The sequence below is a fragment of the Paraburkholderia sp. AV2 genome, assembly GCF_054968425.1.
In genome coordinates this window covers 1-14,927 of sequence record NZ_JBANLK010000010.1, presented here as the reverse complement: position 1 = coordinate 14,927, position 14,927 = coordinate 1, and the positions used below count along the sequence as shown (strand labels likewise).

General features: G+C 64.9%; 13 protein-coding genes and 2 pseudogenes. 14 read left to right on the top strand and 1 reads right to left on the bottom strand.

The annotated features are described in order from the left end of the window. Nucleotides 1-14: 14 nt before the first annotated feature. The 10 genes and pseudogenes from V8683_RS09870 to V8683_RS09825 all read left to right on the top strand — a co-directional run bounded on the left by V8683_RS09870 (nucleotide 15) and on the right by V8683_RS09825 (nucleotide 10,581). Nucleotides 15-1,691 carry a SulP family inorganic anion transporter gene (locus V8683_RS09870; RefSeq protein WP_411189572.1) on the top strand — a complete coding sequence of 559 codons (1,677 nt, stop codon included), beginning with the start codon at nucleotides 15-17 and terminating at the stop codon, nucleotides 1,689-1,691. Nucleotides 1,692-1,953: 262 nt separating this feature from the next. After that, on the top strand, nucleotides 1,954-3,366 hold the full coding sequence (locus V8683_RS09865) for a GH1 family beta-glucosidase (protein ID WP_411189571.1): 1,413 nt from the start codon (nucleotides 1,954-1,956) through the stop codon (nucleotides 3,364-3,366). Between the two features lie 110 nt (nucleotides 3,367-3,476). Further along, complete coding sequence (locus tag V8683_RS09860; RefSeq protein WP_411189570.1) at nucleotides 3,477-4,718, top strand: ABC transporter substrate-binding protein; 1,242 nt, start codon at nucleotides 3,477-3,479, stop codon at nucleotides 4,716-4,718. An 8-nt stretch (nucleotides 4,719-4,726) separates the two neighbouring features. Further along, the gene (locus V8683_RS09855) at nucleotides 4,727-5,662 is read left to right on the top strand and encodes a carbohydrate ABC transporter permease (RefSeq protein WP_411189569.1); all 936 of its coding nucleotides are present in this window, start codon (nucleotides 4,727-4,729) and stop codon (nucleotides 5,660-5,662) included. Continuing rightward, nucleotides 5,659-6,576: a carbohydrate ABC transporter permease gene (locus tag V8683_RS09850; protein WP_411189568.1), complete on the top strand. Its 918-nt coding sequence runs from the start codon at nucleotides 5,659-5,661 to the stop codon at nucleotides 6,574-6,576. The genes V8683_RS09855 and V8683_RS09850 overlap by 4 nt, the downstream gene beginning before the upstream one ends. Nucleotides 6,577-6,589: 13 nt before the next feature. Next, nucleotides 6,590-7,687: an ABC transporter ATP-binding protein gene (locus V8683_RS09845; protein WP_411189567.1), complete on the top strand. Its 1,098-nt coding sequence runs from the start codon at nucleotides 6,590-6,592 to the stop codon at nucleotides 7,685-7,687. Between the two features lie 32 nt (nucleotides 7,688-7,719). Then, a complete protein-coding gene (locus tag V8683_RS09840; protein ID WP_411189566.1) occupies nucleotides 7,720-8,727 on the top strand; it encodes a LacI family DNA-binding transcriptional regulator in 1,008 nt (335 codons plus the stop codon). A gap of 99 nt (nucleotides 8,728-8,826) precedes the next feature. Then, nucleotides 8,827-9,018, top strand: coding sequence for a hypothetical protein (locus V8683_RS09835; protein WP_411189565.1), 192 nt, complete (start codon nucleotides 8,827-8,829; stop codon nucleotides 9,016-9,018). Nucleotides 9,019-9,266: 248 nt separating this feature from the next. After that, nucleotides 9,267-9,389 (top strand): annotated as a pseudogene (locus V8683_RS09830) (class A beta-lactamase); the annotation flags it as partial. 211 nt (nucleotides 9,390-9,600) lie between these two features. Further along, the gene (locus V8683_RS09825) at nucleotides 9,601-10,581 is read left to right on the top strand and encodes a hypothetical protein (protein ID WP_411189564.1); all 981 of its coding nucleotides are present in this window, start codon (nucleotides 9,601-9,603) and stop codon (nucleotides 10,579-10,581) included. A gap of 54 nt (nucleotides 10,582-10,635) precedes the next feature. Here the strand turns inward: V8683_RS09825 and V8683_RS09820 are convergent, their stop codons facing one another. Further along, complete coding sequence (locus tag V8683_RS09820) at nucleotides 10,636-11,796, bottom strand: TQO small subunit DoxD (protein ID WP_411189563.1); 1,161 nt, start codon at nucleotides 11,794-11,796, stop codon at nucleotides 10,636-10,638. Between the two features lie 302 nt (nucleotides 11,797-12,098). Here V8683_RS09820 and V8683_RS09815 point away from each other — a divergent pair, with 302 nt between their 5' ends. The 4 genes and pseudogenes from V8683_RS09815 to V8683_RS09800 all read left to right on the top strand — a co-directional run. Continuing rightward, nucleotides 12,099-12,869 (top strand): ferredoxin--NADP reductase, encoded by a 771-nt coding sequence (locus V8683_RS09815; RefSeq protein WP_411189562.1) that lies wholly within the window; start codon nucleotides 12,099-12,101, stop codon nucleotides 12,867-12,869. A gap of 67 nt (nucleotides 12,870-12,936) precedes the next feature. Beyond that, nucleotides 12,937-13,503 carry a DsrE family protein gene (locus V8683_RS09810; RefSeq protein WP_411189561.1) on the top strand — a complete coding sequence of 189 codons (567 nt, stop codon included), beginning with the start codon at nucleotides 12,937-12,939 and terminating at the stop codon, nucleotides 13,501-13,503. A 24-nt stretch (nucleotides 13,504-13,527) separates the two neighbouring features. Then, nucleotides 13,528-14,562 carry a substrate-binding domain-containing protein gene (locus V8683_RS09805; RefSeq protein ID WP_411189560.1) on the top strand — a complete coding sequence of 345 codons (1,035 nt, stop codon included), beginning with the start codon at nucleotides 13,528-13,530 and terminating at the stop codon, nucleotides 14,560-14,562. Between the two features lie 52 nt (nucleotides 14,563-14,614). Further along, nucleotides 14,615-14,927: pseudogene (locus V8683_RS09800) on the top strand (nitrite/sulfite reductase); the annotation flags it as partial.

Genomic DNA, 14,927 nt, shown 5'->3' with positions numbered 1-14,927 from the left:
GAAAGGAAGACGTCATGGCATTTGAACCGTTCAAGGCCGTGCGGCCGGTCACGCGCGCCTCGGCACTGCGCGATTCTCTGGCGGGCGTGCAGCTCGCCTCGATGAACATTCCCCAACTGTTGGGCTACGCGCGCATCGCGGGCATGCCGGCCGTCACCGGCCTCTATACGGGTTTTCTGCCGCTCGTCGCGTTCGCGTTGTTCGGCTCGTCGCGCCACCTGGTCGTGGCTGCCGATTCGGCCACGGCCACGATCTTTTCGAGCCGCCTCGCGACGATGGCCACGCCGTCCAGCGCCGAATACGTTGCGCTCGCAGGCATGACGGCCTTGCTCACCGCACTGATGCTGCTGATCGCACGCGTGTTCCGCCTCGGCTTCCTTGCCGACTTTCTCTCCCGCACGGTGCTCGTGGGCTTTCTCACGGGCGTGGGCGTACAGGTGGGCATCGCCATGCTCGGCGACATGCTGGGCATTGCGGTGACCTCGCGGCGCACCGTGCAGCAGGTAGGGCAGATCGCAACGCAGCTCACCCACATCAACTGGCCGACGCTCGGCCTCGCGGTGCTCGTCGTCGCGGTCATCCTCGTATTCAAGCGTCTGCGGCCACGCTGGCCCGTACCGCTCGTCGCCGTGGTCGCGAGCATTGCGTGCAGCGCCGCGCTGAACTTCGCCGCTCACGGCATCTCCATCATGGGGCCGGTGGCGGCGGGGCTGCCGCCGTTCCACTTTCCCGCCGTCGGCTGGTTCCAGATGGTTGACCTGCTGCAGATCTCGGCCTCGTGCTTCGTCATCATCGTTGCGCAGAGTGCCGCCACGAGCCGCGCATTCGCCACGAAATACGGCGAGACCGCCGACGAGGACGCGAACCTGCTCGGCCTCGCCGCCGCAAACGTGACCGCCGGCCTCTCTGGTGCCTTCGTCGTGAACGGCAGCCCCACGCAGACCGCCATGGGCGATTCGGCGGGCGCGCGCAGCCAGTTCGCGCAGCTCGTGTTCGCGCTCGTCGTGCTGCTCGTGCTGCTGTTCGCGAGCCGCTGGCTCCAGTACCTGCCGCACTGCGTGCTCGCCGCGATCGTCTTCACGATCGCGGTGGGGCTCGTGCACGTAGGTCAGTTGTTCGACATTCGCCGCGAGAGTCCCGGAGAATTCCGGCTCGCTGTCACGACGGCGCTCGCCGTAGTGGTGATCGGCGTGGAGAACGGCATCCTGATCGCGATCGGGCTCTCGCTGCTGCGGCACGTGCGCCACAGCTACCGTCCGCACACAATGGTGCTCGCCTCCAGCAACGGCGGCCGCTGGCAACCCGAGCCGTCGCAGCCCGGCATGCAGACCGCGCCCGGATTGATCGTCTATCGCTTCGGCGCCGATCTCTTCTATGCGAACGACCATCTGTTCGTCGACGAAGTGGAGCACCTCGTCGACAGCGCGCCGGCGCCCGTGCACTGCGTCGTTGTGGATGCGGGGGCGATCACCGATCTCGACTACTCGGCAGGGCGCTCGGTCAACACGCTGTGCACGACCCTCGCACAGCGTGGCGTCAAGGTCGTGTTCGGGCGCGTGAACCGTTATTTGCGTGCCGACATGGACCGGCACGGCATCACGCCTGTCGTGGGGGCGCAGAACCTCTATCCGACACTGCACGAGGCGCTGGCTGCCGTGCGCCCGGATCTCGGGATTCATACGGAGACCTGAGCAGCCAGCGAGGCGGAAAACCTCGCGCCCTGTGCGAAGCGGGCGGTGCAAGGCCGTCCGCCTCTCCCGACTCGCCGCGCATAGCCTTCCTCTGGCTTGCGCGGAGCGCTCCAGACAAACCCTGATTGTCCTGCCGATTTCGCGGCTGCTATCGTGCGCCAGAAGCGTGTGGAAGCGCTTCCACTCCGCTTCCGCCCACTGCCTGTCATTCCCGTTCCGGCCGCCGCGCGCGCCCGGCCGACCCTTACGCGCAGGAGCTTTCGTGACCTACGACACCGCCGCTTCGCCGCCATCCGCCCTCGCGGCCACGCTGGACGACGATCCCTTTACCCCCCCGGCCGACTCGGCGCTCTGGCGCCGCGACTTCCTGCTCGGCGCGGCGACCGCGTCGTACCAGATCGAAGGTGCCGCCAGCGAAGACGGCCGCCTGCCGTCGATCTGGGACACCTTCAGCGCCACGCCGGGCAAGGTGCTCGCGGGCGACACGGGCGCGGTGGCCTGCGATCATTACCATCGCTGGGAAGAGGATTTCGATCTGCTGTCGAAGCTCAACTTCGAGGCCTATCGTTTTTCGATCGCCTGGCCGCGCGTGATGGATGCTGCAGGCCACCCGAACGCCAAAGGCATCGCGTTCTACAAAAAGCTGCTGGAGCGCCTGAAGAAGAAGGGCATCCGCACCTTCGCGACGCTTTACCACTGGGATCTGCCGCAGCATCTGGAGGATCGCGGCGGCTGGCTCAACCGCGACACCGCGTTCCGCTTCGCCGATTACGCCGACCTCATGAGCCGCGAACTCAAGGGCCTCGTCGACGGCTGGATGACGCTCAACGAACCGTGGTGCTCCGCGTATCTGGGCTACGGCAACGGCCATCACGCGCCGGGCCTCGCGAACGGCCGCTACGCCACTCAGGCCATGCATCATCTGCTGCTCGGGCATGGCCTTGCGATTCCCGTGCTGCGCGCGAACGATCCGGGCTCGGCGAAGGGCATCGTCGCCAACGTGGGCCGCGGCACGCCCGATTCGCTTGCTGCCGCCGACGTGCGCGCCGCCCATCTGTTCGAGGTGCAGCACAACGCGTGGATTCTCGACCCGCTCCTCAAGGGCGCTTATCCGCAGGACCTGTTCGAACTGTGGCCGGGCACCGAGCCGCTCGTGCTCGAAGGCGACATGCGCACGATCGCGGCGCCGCTCGACTTCCTCGGCATCAACTATTATTTCCGCACCAACGTGAAGAGCGACGGCGCGCACGGTTTCGTCGAAGTGCCGCTCGAAGGCGTCGAGCGCACGCAGATGGGCTGGGAGGTGCACCCGGATGGGCTGCGCGACCTCTTGATCGGCTTTGATCGCGACTACGAGGGCCTGCCGCCCATCTACATCACCGAGAACGGCATGGCGTCAAACGACTGCGTGATCGACGGCCAGGTCGAGGATCCGCAGCGCATTGCCTTCCTGAAGCGGCACCTCGCCGCCGTCGATGCGGCGATCAAGGCCGGCGTGGACGTGCGCGGCTACTTCGTCTGGTCGCTGCTCGACAACTTCGAATGGGCGTTCGGCTACGAGCGGCGCTTTGGCGTCGTGCATGTGGACTACGACACGCAAAAGCGCACGCCCAAGCGCAGCGCCGAACTGATCGCACGCTTCATCGAGGCTCGACGTTCGCGCGGCACCGATTAGCGCGCCGGGGCGAGGCGTGCAATGCGCCTCGCCGTGGCAATGCGGCAACGGAGTCATCGCTTAGGCAGATCAACCCGGCAAAATAACCCGGAACGACCGGAGGAGACACAATGAAGCACAACGTACCTGTCCTGCGCGGCATAGTGGCTGCACTGACGCTGGCCGGGGCCCTCGCGGCCCATGCCGCCGAACCGCTCAAGGCCAACGTGATTCACTGGTGGACCTCGGGCGGCGAGTCGGCCGCTATCAAACAGTTCGCGCTCGCCTACGACCAGGCGGGCGGCCAGTGGGTCGACAACGCCATTGCCGGCGCCGACCAGGCGCGCTCCACGGCGATCAACCGCATCGTCGGCGGCGATCCGCCCACGGCCGCGCAGTTCAACACGTCCAAGCAGTTCCACGACCTCATCGACCAGGGACTCCTTAACAACGTCGATACGGTCGCGGCCAAGGAGAACTGGAACGCGATCTTCCCGCCGTCCATTCTCAACGCGATCAAGGTGAACGGGCACTTCTACGCGGCGCCGGTCGACATTCACATGCAGGACTGGTTCTTCTACTCGAAGCCGGCCTTCGCCAAGGCCGGCATCCAGGGCGAGCCGCAGAACTTCGACCAGCTTTTCGCCGACCTCGACAAGCTGAAGGCGGCAGGCCTCATCCCGCTCGCACTGGGCGGCCAGGCGTGGCAGGAGAAGATCACCTTCGACGCGATCTTCGCCGACATGAACCGCGATCTGTACCTGAAGGTTTATCGCGACCGCGACGTCAACGCCGTCAACTCGCCCGAGTTCCGCAACGTGCTTGCCACGTTCAAGCGGCTGCACAACTATGTCGACCCGGGCTCGCCCAACCGCAACTGGAACGATGCGACGGCGCTCGTGATTTCGGGCAAGGCGGGCATGCAGATCATGGGCGACTGGGCGAAGGGCGAGTTCTCCGCGGCGAAGCAGGTGGCCGGCAAGGACTTCGGCTGCTTCCCGGGCTTCGGGCCGAAGTCGCCCTATATGGTGGCGGGCGACGTGTTCGTGTTCCCGAAGACGGACAACCCGGAGCAGATCCAGGCACAGCAACTGCTGGCGACGGTCATGACCTCGCCGCCCGCGCAGGCGGCCTTCAACCAGCGTAAGGGTGCGATTCCGATCCGCCCGGACGTCGACGAATCGGGCTTCGATATCTGCGCGAAGGAGGGCATGGCGATCATGAAGGACAAGTCGCGGCAACTGCCGAACCCGGAAATGCTGATCTCGCCCGACGTGCAAGGCGCGCTGCAGGACGTCATCACGAACTTCTGGAACAAGAACCAGTCGGCCGAGGACGCGCAGAAGGCTTTCGCCACGGCGATCAAGAGCTAGACCGGCTCATGTACGCGCTCAAGCTCACCCATGCGCGCCGCCAGGCGAAGTCACACTCGCTCGCGCGGCGGCGCCTGTCGCTCGCCGCATGGATCGCGCTCGTGCCCATGGCCGCGACGGTCGTGTTCGCGTATCTGGGCACGATCCTCTGGACCGCGCGTGTTTCGATGAGCTATTCGCGCTCGCTGCCCACGAACACGTTCGCGGGCGCGACGCAGTACGTGCGCCTCTTCGAAAACGACCGCTGGATCGTCTCGCTGCAGAACCTCGCGATCTACGGGGTGTGCTTCGTCGCCGCGTGCCTCGCGATCGGGCTTCTGCTGGCGATCTTCATCGATCAGCGCGTCGTGGCCGAAGGCGCGTTGCGCACGGTGTTCCTGTATCCGTACGCGATGTCGTTCGTGGCGACGGGGCTCGTCTGGCAGTGGATCCTCAATCCCGAACTCGGCGTGCAAGCCGTCCTTCATCACCTGGGCTTCGTGCACGCGCAGTTCGACTGGATCGTTTCGCAGCGCTTTGCGATCTACACGCTCGTGATCGCGACGGTGTGGCAGGCGTCCGGTCTCGTGATGGCGCTTATGCTGGCCGGTCTGCGCGGCATCGACGACGAGATCTGGAAAGCCGCGCGCCTCGACGGCATTCCGCGCTGGAGAGTCTATGCGAGCATCGTCGTGCCCATGCTCAAGGCGTCGCTCTCGACGGCGTTCGTGCTGCTCTTCGTGATGGTCGTGAAGCTCTACGACGCAGTCGTTGCAATGACCCAGGGCGGGCCCGGCACGGCGAGCGAAGTGCCGGCCAAGTTCATCATGGACTATCTGTTCAATCGCGCCAACATCGGCCTCGCTTCGGCGGCGTCGATCGTTCTGCTGGCTACGGTGCTGGCGATCCTCGCGCCGGTCTTCTATGCGCGCAGCCGCTTCGCCCTGAGGGAGGCACGCCGATGAGCACGCTATCGGGCCATACGCTGACTCCGCCCAAGCCAGCGAAGCGTAATCCCAAACGGCGCTCGCGCTTCACGCCGGCGCGCGTGGGCATCTATGCGTTTCTTTTCACGGCCGCGTTGTTTTTCCTGTTGCCGCTCTACGTGATGCTCGTGACGTCGGTGAAGCCGATGGACGAGATTCGCCTCGGCAACCTGATCGCGCTGCCCGTGCATTTCACGCTCGCCCCCTGGCGCGACGCCTGGGCCACGGCGTGCACGGGGCTCGACTGCGGCGGCATCCGCGTGGGCTTCTGGAACTCGGTGCGCATCGTCGTGCCCAGCACGATCCTTTCGATCGCCGTGGGCGCGGTGAACGGCTACGCGCTCTCGTTCTGGAAGCCGCGCGGCGCGGGCCTGCTGTTCGGCATCCTGCTCGCGGGCGCGTTCATCCCCGTGCAGGTGATGGTCTATCCGCTCGTGCGCGTGCTGGCCTTCGTGCATCTGTTCAGCTCGCTTCCCGGCATTGTCGTGATCCATACGATTTTCGGCATGCCCGTCATGACGCTGCTGTTCCGCAACTACTACGCGTCGCTGCCGCAGGAGTTGTTCAAGGCGGCGCGTATCGACGGCGGCGGCTTCTGGCGTATTTTCGTTCAACTGATGTTGCCGATGTCGGTGCCGATCATCGTCGTCGCGATCATCATGCAGGTCACGGGTATCTGGAACGACTTCATTCTCGGCCTCGTGTTCGCGGGCGAGAAGAACCTGCCGATGACCGTGCAACTGAACAACATCATCAACACGACCACCGGCGAGCGCCTCTACAACGTGAACATGGCGGCGACCATTCTCACGTCGCTCGTGCCGCTCGCGATCTACTTCGTGTCGGGACGCTGGTTCGTGCGCGGCATCGCGTCAGGTGCCGTAAAGGGGTAAGAGGGGACAGGCAATGGCGAATCTGGCTAACGTAGCGGTGCGCAACCTGCGCATCGATCTGGGCGCGAACACGGTGATCGACGACCTCGATCTTGACGTGCGCGCCGGTGAATTCGTGGTACTGCTCGGCCCCTCGGGTTGCGGCAAGTCCACGCTGCTGCACAGCATCGCGGGGCTGATCGAGGTGGCCGACGGCAGTATCGAGATCGGCGGCGAGGACATGACGTGGGCCGACCCGAAGGACCGTGGCGTGGCACTCGTGTTTCAGTCGTACGCGCTCTATCCGACCATGAACGTGGAGCGCAATCTTTCATTCGCATTGCGAATCAACGGCACACCGAAGGACGAGATCGAGCGCCGCGTGAAGCGTGCGGCCGACATGCTGCAGCTCGGACCTTTGCTCACGCGCAAGCCCGCGCAGCTTTCGGGAGGTCAGCGCCAGCGCGTGGCGATCGGCCGGGCGCTCGTGCGCGAGGCCGACGTATTCCTCTTCGACGAACCGCTCTCGAACCTCGACGCCAAGCTGCGCACGGAACTGCGCCGCGAGCTCAAGCAACTGCACCAGCAATTGGGCGCGACAATGATCTACGTGACGCACGACCAGGTGGAAGCGATGACGCTCGCCACCCGCATGGCCGTCATGAAAGGCGGCGTGATCCAGCAGTTCGGCACGCCCGCCGAGGTCTACGCGCGGCCCGACAATCTGTTCGTGGCGACCTTCCTCGGCACGCCGCCCATGAATCTCCTGCAGGGCACGCTGGAGGCCGGCGAGGGCAAGCTGTGGTTCCGCACGCCGCATCTCGCGCTGGACGTGACGCACTATGCGTTCCGCGGCGCGCCCGATTTCGGCCGTGCCTGCGTGCTGGGTGTGCGGCCCGAGGACGTACGCGCGGCGGGCGCCGTGCGGGCGGGCGAAACCGCCTCGGAAGGGCGTCTCACGCTGGTCGAGCCGATGGGCAATCACCGCGTTCTCTGGCTCGATTATCATGGCATCCAGATCGCGTCGATCGATCAGGACAAGACGCCGCTCGTGAGCGGCACCGCGGTACCGTTCAGCCTGGATGGCGCGCACGTGTCGCTGTTCGACGAGGAGACGGGTGCGAGGCTCTGAGCGGACGCAAAAAAATACTGAGGGGACAAGACGTGGCGACCTTGAAAGACGTGGCGGCACTGGCGGGCGTGGGCCTTTCTACGGCGTCGCGGGCCATATCGGGCAAGGGTCCGGTGTCGGCCGACGCGGCGGCGCGCGTGCAGGCCGCGATCGATCAGCTCGGCTTTCGGCCCTCGTCGATAGGCCGCGCGATGGCCACGCAGTCGCTCGGCATCATCGGCATTTTCGTGCCGACGTTCTTCGGCTCGTATTACGGCACGATCCTCAAAGAGACCGATACGGAGCTGCGCGCCGTGCGCCGCCACGTGGTGGTGGCGACCGGATGCGGAGAGGCGTCGCCGCGCGAGCAGGCGATCGAAGCGGTGCGCTTTCTGATTGGCCGCGATTGCGACGGCGTGGTCGTGATCAGCCACGACCTGCACGACGAGGACCTCGCGATGCTGCATGGCCTGCATCCGCGCATGGCGTTCCTGAATCGAGCCTTCGAACAGATGCCCGAGGCGTCGTTCTGTGCCGATCACATGAGGGGCGGCGCGCTTGCGGCCCGCACGCTCGTCGAGCACGGGCACCGCGACATTGCCGTGATCGGCGGGCCCGCGTCTTCGTCGGACAACGTGGCGCGTCTCGCCGGCTTTTTTGCCGAGCTCGAACGGCATGGCATTGCGCGCGAAACGGTCACGCATATCGAATCGGACTTCTCGCCCGAGGGCGGTTATGTCGCCGCCCAGACCTTGCTCGACACGAAGCGGCGCTTCACGGCGCTCTTCTGCGCGAACGACACGATGGCCATGAGCGCGCTCGCGCGGCTGCAGCAGGCGGGGCTGGCCGTGCCGCGCGACGTTTCGGTGATCGGCTATGACGACGACTATTCGGCGGCCTATATGGCGCCCGCGCTTACTTCGGTGCACATTCCCACCGCCGAGCTCACGCGCAATGCGGTGCGCTGGCTCATCAACCAGTGCTACGGCGCGGACTGGCTGATCGAGCGGACGTTCCCGGTGACCGTCACGATGCGCGCGTCGGTGGCGCGCGCGGCCTGATACGTGGAGATATGACTCGTATGGCAGCGACGATCCGTGGGCCGGCGCGAAAAAAATCGAAATGACGCCGGCCAGCAAGCCTCCGTGCGAGGAGGCCGAATGATGAAGCGTACTCGACGGGCGATTGCGCTCGGACTGATCGTATCGCTGGTGCTGGCCTCGCCTGCGGCGCTCGCGTTCAGGGGCATGGCCCGCACGAGCGTGACGTACGAGCAGTGCGGCCCGACGTGGTATCAGCCGCAGTACGTCGGCACGCAGGTTCGGTACGTAGTGGTTGCGCCGCCCGGATAACGGCGCGGCAAAGCGGACCGGCGTCGCCGGCCCGTTTCACTACGGTCGTCGAAGCGTGCAGATCCCGCAACGGGCCCATGTTCATGATAAGAAAATCTTTCGTCAGAGGACAATTATCGTTGCTTGTCAGGTGAACGTAAAGTCGGGATATTGCTGCCTCGCTGGCCGGCGGCTTCGCATTCCTTCGCATTCCATCCACCTCGAGACGCACGACATGACCTACTCTTCGCAACGTCGATCCCTGTTGCTGGCTGCCGTCGCGTGCGCCGATCGTGCTGGTCGTCTACTACACGCAGACTCGCGCCGACGCGAGGGCGAAGGACGATGTGATCGCGTCGGCCGCGCGTATCGCGGTGGCGGCATTCGGTTGAGCGCGGCGTTGCGTGCGCGTGCGGCGTGCGTGCCCCGTATCGCCGATGTTGCATGGCGCGAAGCCGTACCACCGTCCTGATTCCTGTCCTCCTGTAACAATCCGTAAAGACACGAACACGCGCCGTAATGCGCCTGTTGGCTTATTGAAGCCGATGCTTCGTAGAATCGGCCTGTACAGTTCAACGACTTCCAGAACGGCGGCAAGGGCATATGGAGCGGGGTGCGCGTCAGGCTATACGATGGCTGACATTCGCGGGGCTGCTGATCGGCAGTTGCTGCGCGTCGTTCGCGCACGCCGCGTGCAGGTCGACTGGCGAGGATGGCACGCTCGAACTGTTGTTATCGCCGGTGCGTATTGCCGTGCCGAAGGGGACGCCGGACGGGGTGCTGCTGGGCTCGGCTCAGGCGGCGGCCGTGCGCGACCTGCCATTTACATGTACCGGCACGGACAACCAGCGCGAACTGCGTGTGCTTGCTCCGCTCGACGTGACCTCGGGCCTTGGCGACGTCTATGCCACCAACCTCGCGGGCATCGGCTTTCGCATCGTGACGCGAGGCGGCAGCTTCGCCGGTATCGACGACGGGCCACGCAGCGGGGCGTACAAGGTGACGCTGCCTCCCGATGCGAGTCGCTTGACTGGCTTCGAGGTTCGCGTCGACTTCGTGAAGATCGGCGACGGGCAGGGCGGCACCCTCGCGCCCGGCAAGCTCGCAAGCATGACCGTCGGCGGGGCGACGCTGGTGGACGTGGTGGTACCCGATGGCGGTGTTGACTTCGACGCCCAGCAATGCGCTCCGCTCACGGTGGGAGGCGAAGTCTCGGCCGGAGGCGGGACGATGGGCGCGTTTTCGCAGGAGGCCGTGGTAATCCAGACCGGATGCAGTTCGGGGGTGAATGTGGCGCTCGGCCTGGAGTCGACCTACGTGTATGGCGAGAGATCGGCGCTGGTTGTCGATCCGCCGCCTCCGCCGGTGAAACATGCGGCTAGCGACATCCCACCCAAGGCGCGCTTTATCGTGCAGCGCAAGAGCAACGGCAATGGCATCTGGCCGCCGCGGCCGGGCGACCCGAAGCGCGATACCGATGAGCGCAGTAATACCCAGTCTTCGACGGGGGGCACCGGGTCCGGCAGCGGCGCCGGCTACGGAGTGGCGGGCAACGCGTCGAATGGCTTCGGTCCGCGACGCTAGTTCATTTCGCGTCGCGGACCGGCAGGGGACAAGACCGGGCGTAACGGCGTCGCTTCAATGTCCGGAAGCAGCGCCCGGTGCTCCGATGCTTGCATCCGCAACGTGCTGGAGCGGCGCGGAGAAAGTACGGCCATCGACGTCCGTCAAGGTCACGCGTACCGCCTTTGCCACGTCGGCGGCGTTTCCGGCGTTTGCGGCCGGCAGCATCATCGTGATGTACGAGGCCGCACCCATGGGCGCACGCAGACCGAAGGGGCCAGGACCGAAGCGGTTGTACGCGTAGTCGTTCTCGAAAGCGGACTTCGGCAGGTGCGAAAGCGCTTCGGCATCCCACTGCACGATCGGCGCATTGTTCGCGTCGAGCAGCGCGGCGCGCACGATGTGAAGCGGCGCCTCGGGCGTACCGGCATCGAGCGTGGCGTGGAAATGCAGCTTGCCTTCGGCGTCGAGCGTCGCATCGCTGAGCGTCACGTGATGCGCGGTGGGGCTCACGGGGCCGCTATGGAATGGCGAGAACACCGAACCGCGATAGTAGTTATAGGTGCCGACGTCGAACACCACCACGAAGGCCAGCACGATGAGCGCGAGCTTGCGGAAACTGATGTCGGTCAGTGGCAAGGGCAGGGAGCCCGAGGCCCAGCGGAAGAGGCCGCTATTCGCGCGCTGCGGCTTGTTGCGCAGCAGGACATTGTCGAGCGCGTAGGCGCCGCCCCCGCCGAGAAACAGCGTCGCGCCCATGGCGAGGTTGCAGGCGGCCATGGTCCATTCGTCGATGCAGGTCGCTCCCTGCCAGCCGAACATCAGCATCAGCAGCACGGAAAATCCCATCGAGGCCAGCGCGGCGGCCCGCGTGTAGAACCCCGTGATCAGCATCAGGCCGACAATCAGCTCGGCCGCGCTGAACAGGATCACCCCGGCGTAAAGCAGTACGAAGTGATGCAGCATATAGCTGATCACGTGGCTCATGCCGAGTATCGCGCCGGGCATGGCCGTCTGGAACTTGTTGGCCATCCAGTGCGTGGCATTCGGGTTCAGCTTGCTCGGCGCATAGATGAAGCGGCGCGAGCCGCCGCCCCAGTAGATGAACCCCTGGATCACGCGAACCGAAATCAGTGCGAGTCCGGCAGCGCGCGCCGCGTACTCGTTTAGCCCCGGCTCAGCATGGCTTGCCGGTCCGGTCTTTCCGGAGGCTCTTTCATAGGCAATGGAATTCATGGCGATATCCGTGAGGCAGTAACGCGGGTTATGAAGGTATTCCCCTTAGTCAGGGGCGTCGGCCCTTGCTCGAGCCGGTAACGACAGCATATCGGCCGGGGGCGAAGCATAAAAATATCTTGATGGCATGCTCGGGATGCCTTTTTGGTATCCGGTCCCATATTCTTACGATTAGCCTGCCATGCGTGGAAGTCATGGCCAGGATGCCATCATTGTATTTTTCGGGGCGCCATCGGTTCCCTACACTGCGGTTCATGCGGTCACACGACCTTTCGCCACCCAGTGCAAGGAATCCCACGATCATGAGCAACGTCGAACAACAAACCGTCCTCTCCGTGAAGCATTGGACCGATACGCTTTTCAGCTTTACCTGCACGCGCAACACGGCGTTTCGTTTTGAAAATGGCCAGTTCACGATGGTCGGTATGGAAGTCGAGGGCCGGCCGCTCATGCGGGCGTACAGCATCGCCAGCGCCAATTACGAAGAGGATCTCGAGTTCTTCAGCATCAAGGTGCCGAACGGCCCGTTGACCTCGCGCCTGCAGCATCTGAAGGAAGGCGACCCGATCCTCATCGGCAAGCGCCCGAGCGGCACGCTGATCGTCGACAACCTGCTGCCCGGCAAGACGCTGTGGATGCTTTCGACGGGTACGGGCCTCGCCCCCTTCCTGAGCGTGATTCGCGACCCGTCGGTCTACGAGCGCTTCGAGCGCATCGTGCTGACGCATACGTGCCGTTACGTCCGCGAACTCGCGTATCGCGAGCACATTACCGAGGCGCTGCCGCAGCACGAGTTCCTCGGCGAATCTGTGCGCGACAAGCTCATCTACTACCCGAGCGTCACGCGCGAGGATTTTCGGAACCGCGGGCGCATCACCGACCTGATCGCGTCGGGCAAGCTGTTCGACGATCTCGGCGTCGCGCCGTTTTCGCCGGAAAGCGACCGGCTGATGCTGTGCGGTAGTGCGCAGATGCTGAAGGACACGCGGGCGTTGCTCGAAGCACGCGGGTTCGAAGAAGGCAGCCAGGCCTCGCCGGGGCATTTTGTCGTCGAGCGCGCGTTTGCATCCTGATCTGTACCCTGAGTTGCGTTCTGAACTGCGCAGTCACTCTTACCAGCTTCAATCAACGGGATTCGCCATGAAAATCATCCAGTCACTCGCCGCCGCCACGCTGATCGCCGCCACGGCGATGTCGTTCCAGGCGCATGCACAACAGGCCGAACCGCAAGGTTTCTGGACCACGCCCACGATTCAGGGCTACGGCCCGATCCATTTCCTTCCCGATTCGGCATTCAAGCCGGAGGCGGACCACACCTACAAGATCGTGTTCTCGCTCACGCAGGGTTCGAAGTCGCCGGATACCGTCAATCCGGCGCTGGACCGCGTGGCGAGGACCGTCAATCTCTATGCGGCTGCCGGCGTGCCGCTCTCGCATCTGAAGTTCGTGGCGGTCGCATCCGGCGCCGCGACGCCGCTCGTGCTCGACGACGCGCATTACCGCGCGGCATACGGCATCGCGAATCCGAACCTGCCGCTGATCGCGGAACTGAAGAAGGCCGGCGTGACGGTGGCCGTGTGCGGACAGGCCGTTGCCGAGCATCACTTCAGCTACGACTCGATCGCGTCCGACGTCACGCTCGCGCTCTCCGCGCTGACGACGGTCACGACGCTCGAGTCCCAGGGTTACGCCCTGATGCCGCTTTGACCTTCGACGTTACGGATGCCGATCATGCTTTCAATCAATACGATCCTCCGCGCGGCTGTCGTCGCCGCGCTCGGTGCAGTCGGGACATTCGGCGCACCGCTGGCCCATGCTGCCGATACCGGCGCGCCGGCCACGTCCGTGAGCGTGTCGCCGCCGTGGCAACACGGTGAAAACGACGACGCGACCCAGCGCGGCCTGGCGTTCACCGAGCCCGACGCCGACAATCTCGCCGACTTCCATGGCGATCCGCTGCATCCCGCGCTGGCGCTCTTCGTCGGCGGCAACTACTTCTTCGCGATGGCGCCGCTCGTGCACGCGTTCGAAGAGAAGTATCCCGAGTATCGCGGCCAAGTGTACTGGGAAACGATTCCGCCGGGCCTGCTCGTGAAGCAGATGGAGAACGGCGGCACGGTGACGGTCGGCAACATGACGTGGACCGTGAAACCCGACGTGTATCTCGCTGGCCTGAAAGCAGTGCAGAAGCAAATCGACGCGGGCAACGTCAAGGCGCCAGCGGTGCCCTATGTCACCAACACGCTGACGATCATGGTGCCGAAGGACAACCCGGCGCACATCACGGGCCTCGCCGATCTGGGCAAGCCGGACGTGCGGCTCGCGATGCCGAACCCCGAGTTCGAAGGCATCGCACGGCAGATCAAGGCTTCGCTCGCGAAGGCCGGCGGCGATGCGCTGGTGACCAGCGTCTACACGACGAAGGTGAGCGACGGCACGACGCTTCTTACGCATATCCATCACCGGCAGACGCCGCTGTGGATCATGCAGGGCAAGGTGCAGGCGGGCGTGACCTGGCAATCCGAAGCAATGTTCCAGGAGCAGGCCGGCCATGCGATTACGCACGTCGACATTCCGGATGCGCAGAACACGACGGCGATCTATGCGGGCGGCGTGGCGACCCATGCACCGCATCCGCAGGCGGCGCAGCGATGGCTGGCGTTCATCCGGTCGCCGCAGGGGCTGAAGATTTTCGAGCAATACGGCTTCAAGTCCTATACGGGCGGCGCAGATCAGGCGCGTGCCGGAACACAGGCACCGGAGTAAGGAAAGACCGTGTCGCGCACTCGTGCGCGACACGGCATTGATGGAGCGAACGATGTACCAATACGATCAGTACGACCAGACCATCGTCGACGAACGCGTCGCGCAGTACCGCGACCAGGTTCGCCGGCGCCTCTCGGGCGAATTGAGCGAAGAAGAGTTCCGCCCGCTGCGCCTGCAGAACGGCCTGTACATGCAGCGCCACGCCTACATGCACCGCATCGCGATTCCGTACGGCAATCTGCGCAGCGACCAGTTGCGCATGCTCGGCCGCATCGCGCGCGAGCACGACCGCGGCTACGGCCACTTCTCGACGCGCTCGAACATCCAGTACAACTGGATCCAGCTCGAGGAGACGCCCGAAATCC

Excerpts from the sequence above, each read along its gene's own strand:
- V8683_RS09805 (WP_411189560.1), top strand. The coding sequence starts at position 13,528 with ATGCTTTCAATCAATACGATCCTCCGCGCGGCTGTCGTCGCCGCGCTC.
- V8683_RS09855 (WP_411189569.1), top strand. The coding sequence starts at position 4,727 with ATGTACGCGCTCAAGCTCACCCATGCGCGCCGCCAGGCGAAGTCACAC.
- V8683_RS09845 (WP_411189567.1), top strand. The coding sequence starts at position 6,590 with ATGGCGAATCTGGCTAACGTAGCGGTGCGCAACCTGCGCATCGATCTG.
- V8683_RS09825 (WP_411189564.1), top strand. The coding sequence starts at position 9,601 with ATGGAGCGGGGTGCGCGTCAGGCTATACGATGGCTGACATTCGCGGGG.
- V8683_RS09870 (WP_411189572.1), top strand. The coding sequence starts at position 15 with ATGGCATTTGAACCGTTCAAGGCCGTGCGGCCGGTCACGCGCGCCTCG.
- V8683_RS09850 (WP_411189568.1), top strand. The coding sequence starts at position 5,659 with ATGAGCACGCTATCGGGCCATACGCTGACTCCGCCCAAGCCAGCGAAG.
- V8683_RS09815 (WP_411189562.1), top strand. The coding sequence starts at position 12,099 with ATGAGCAACGTCGAACAACAAACCGTCCTCTCCGTGAAGCATTGGACC.
- V8683_RS09835 (WP_411189565.1), top strand. The coding sequence starts at position 8,827 with ATGATGAAGCGTACTCGACGGGCGATTGCGCTCGGACTGATCGTATCG.
- V8683_RS09860 (WP_411189570.1), top strand. The coding sequence starts at position 3,477 with ATGAAGCACAACGTACCTGTCCTGCGCGGCATAGTGGCTGCACTGACG.
- V8683_RS09820 (WP_411189563.1), bottom strand. The coding sequence starts at position 11,796 with ATGAATTCCATTGCCTATGAAAGAGCCTCCGGAAAGACCGGACCGGCA.
- V8683_RS09810 (WP_411189561.1), top strand. The coding sequence starts at position 12,937 with ATGAAAATCATCCAGTCACTCGCCGCCGCCACGCTGATCGCCGCCACG.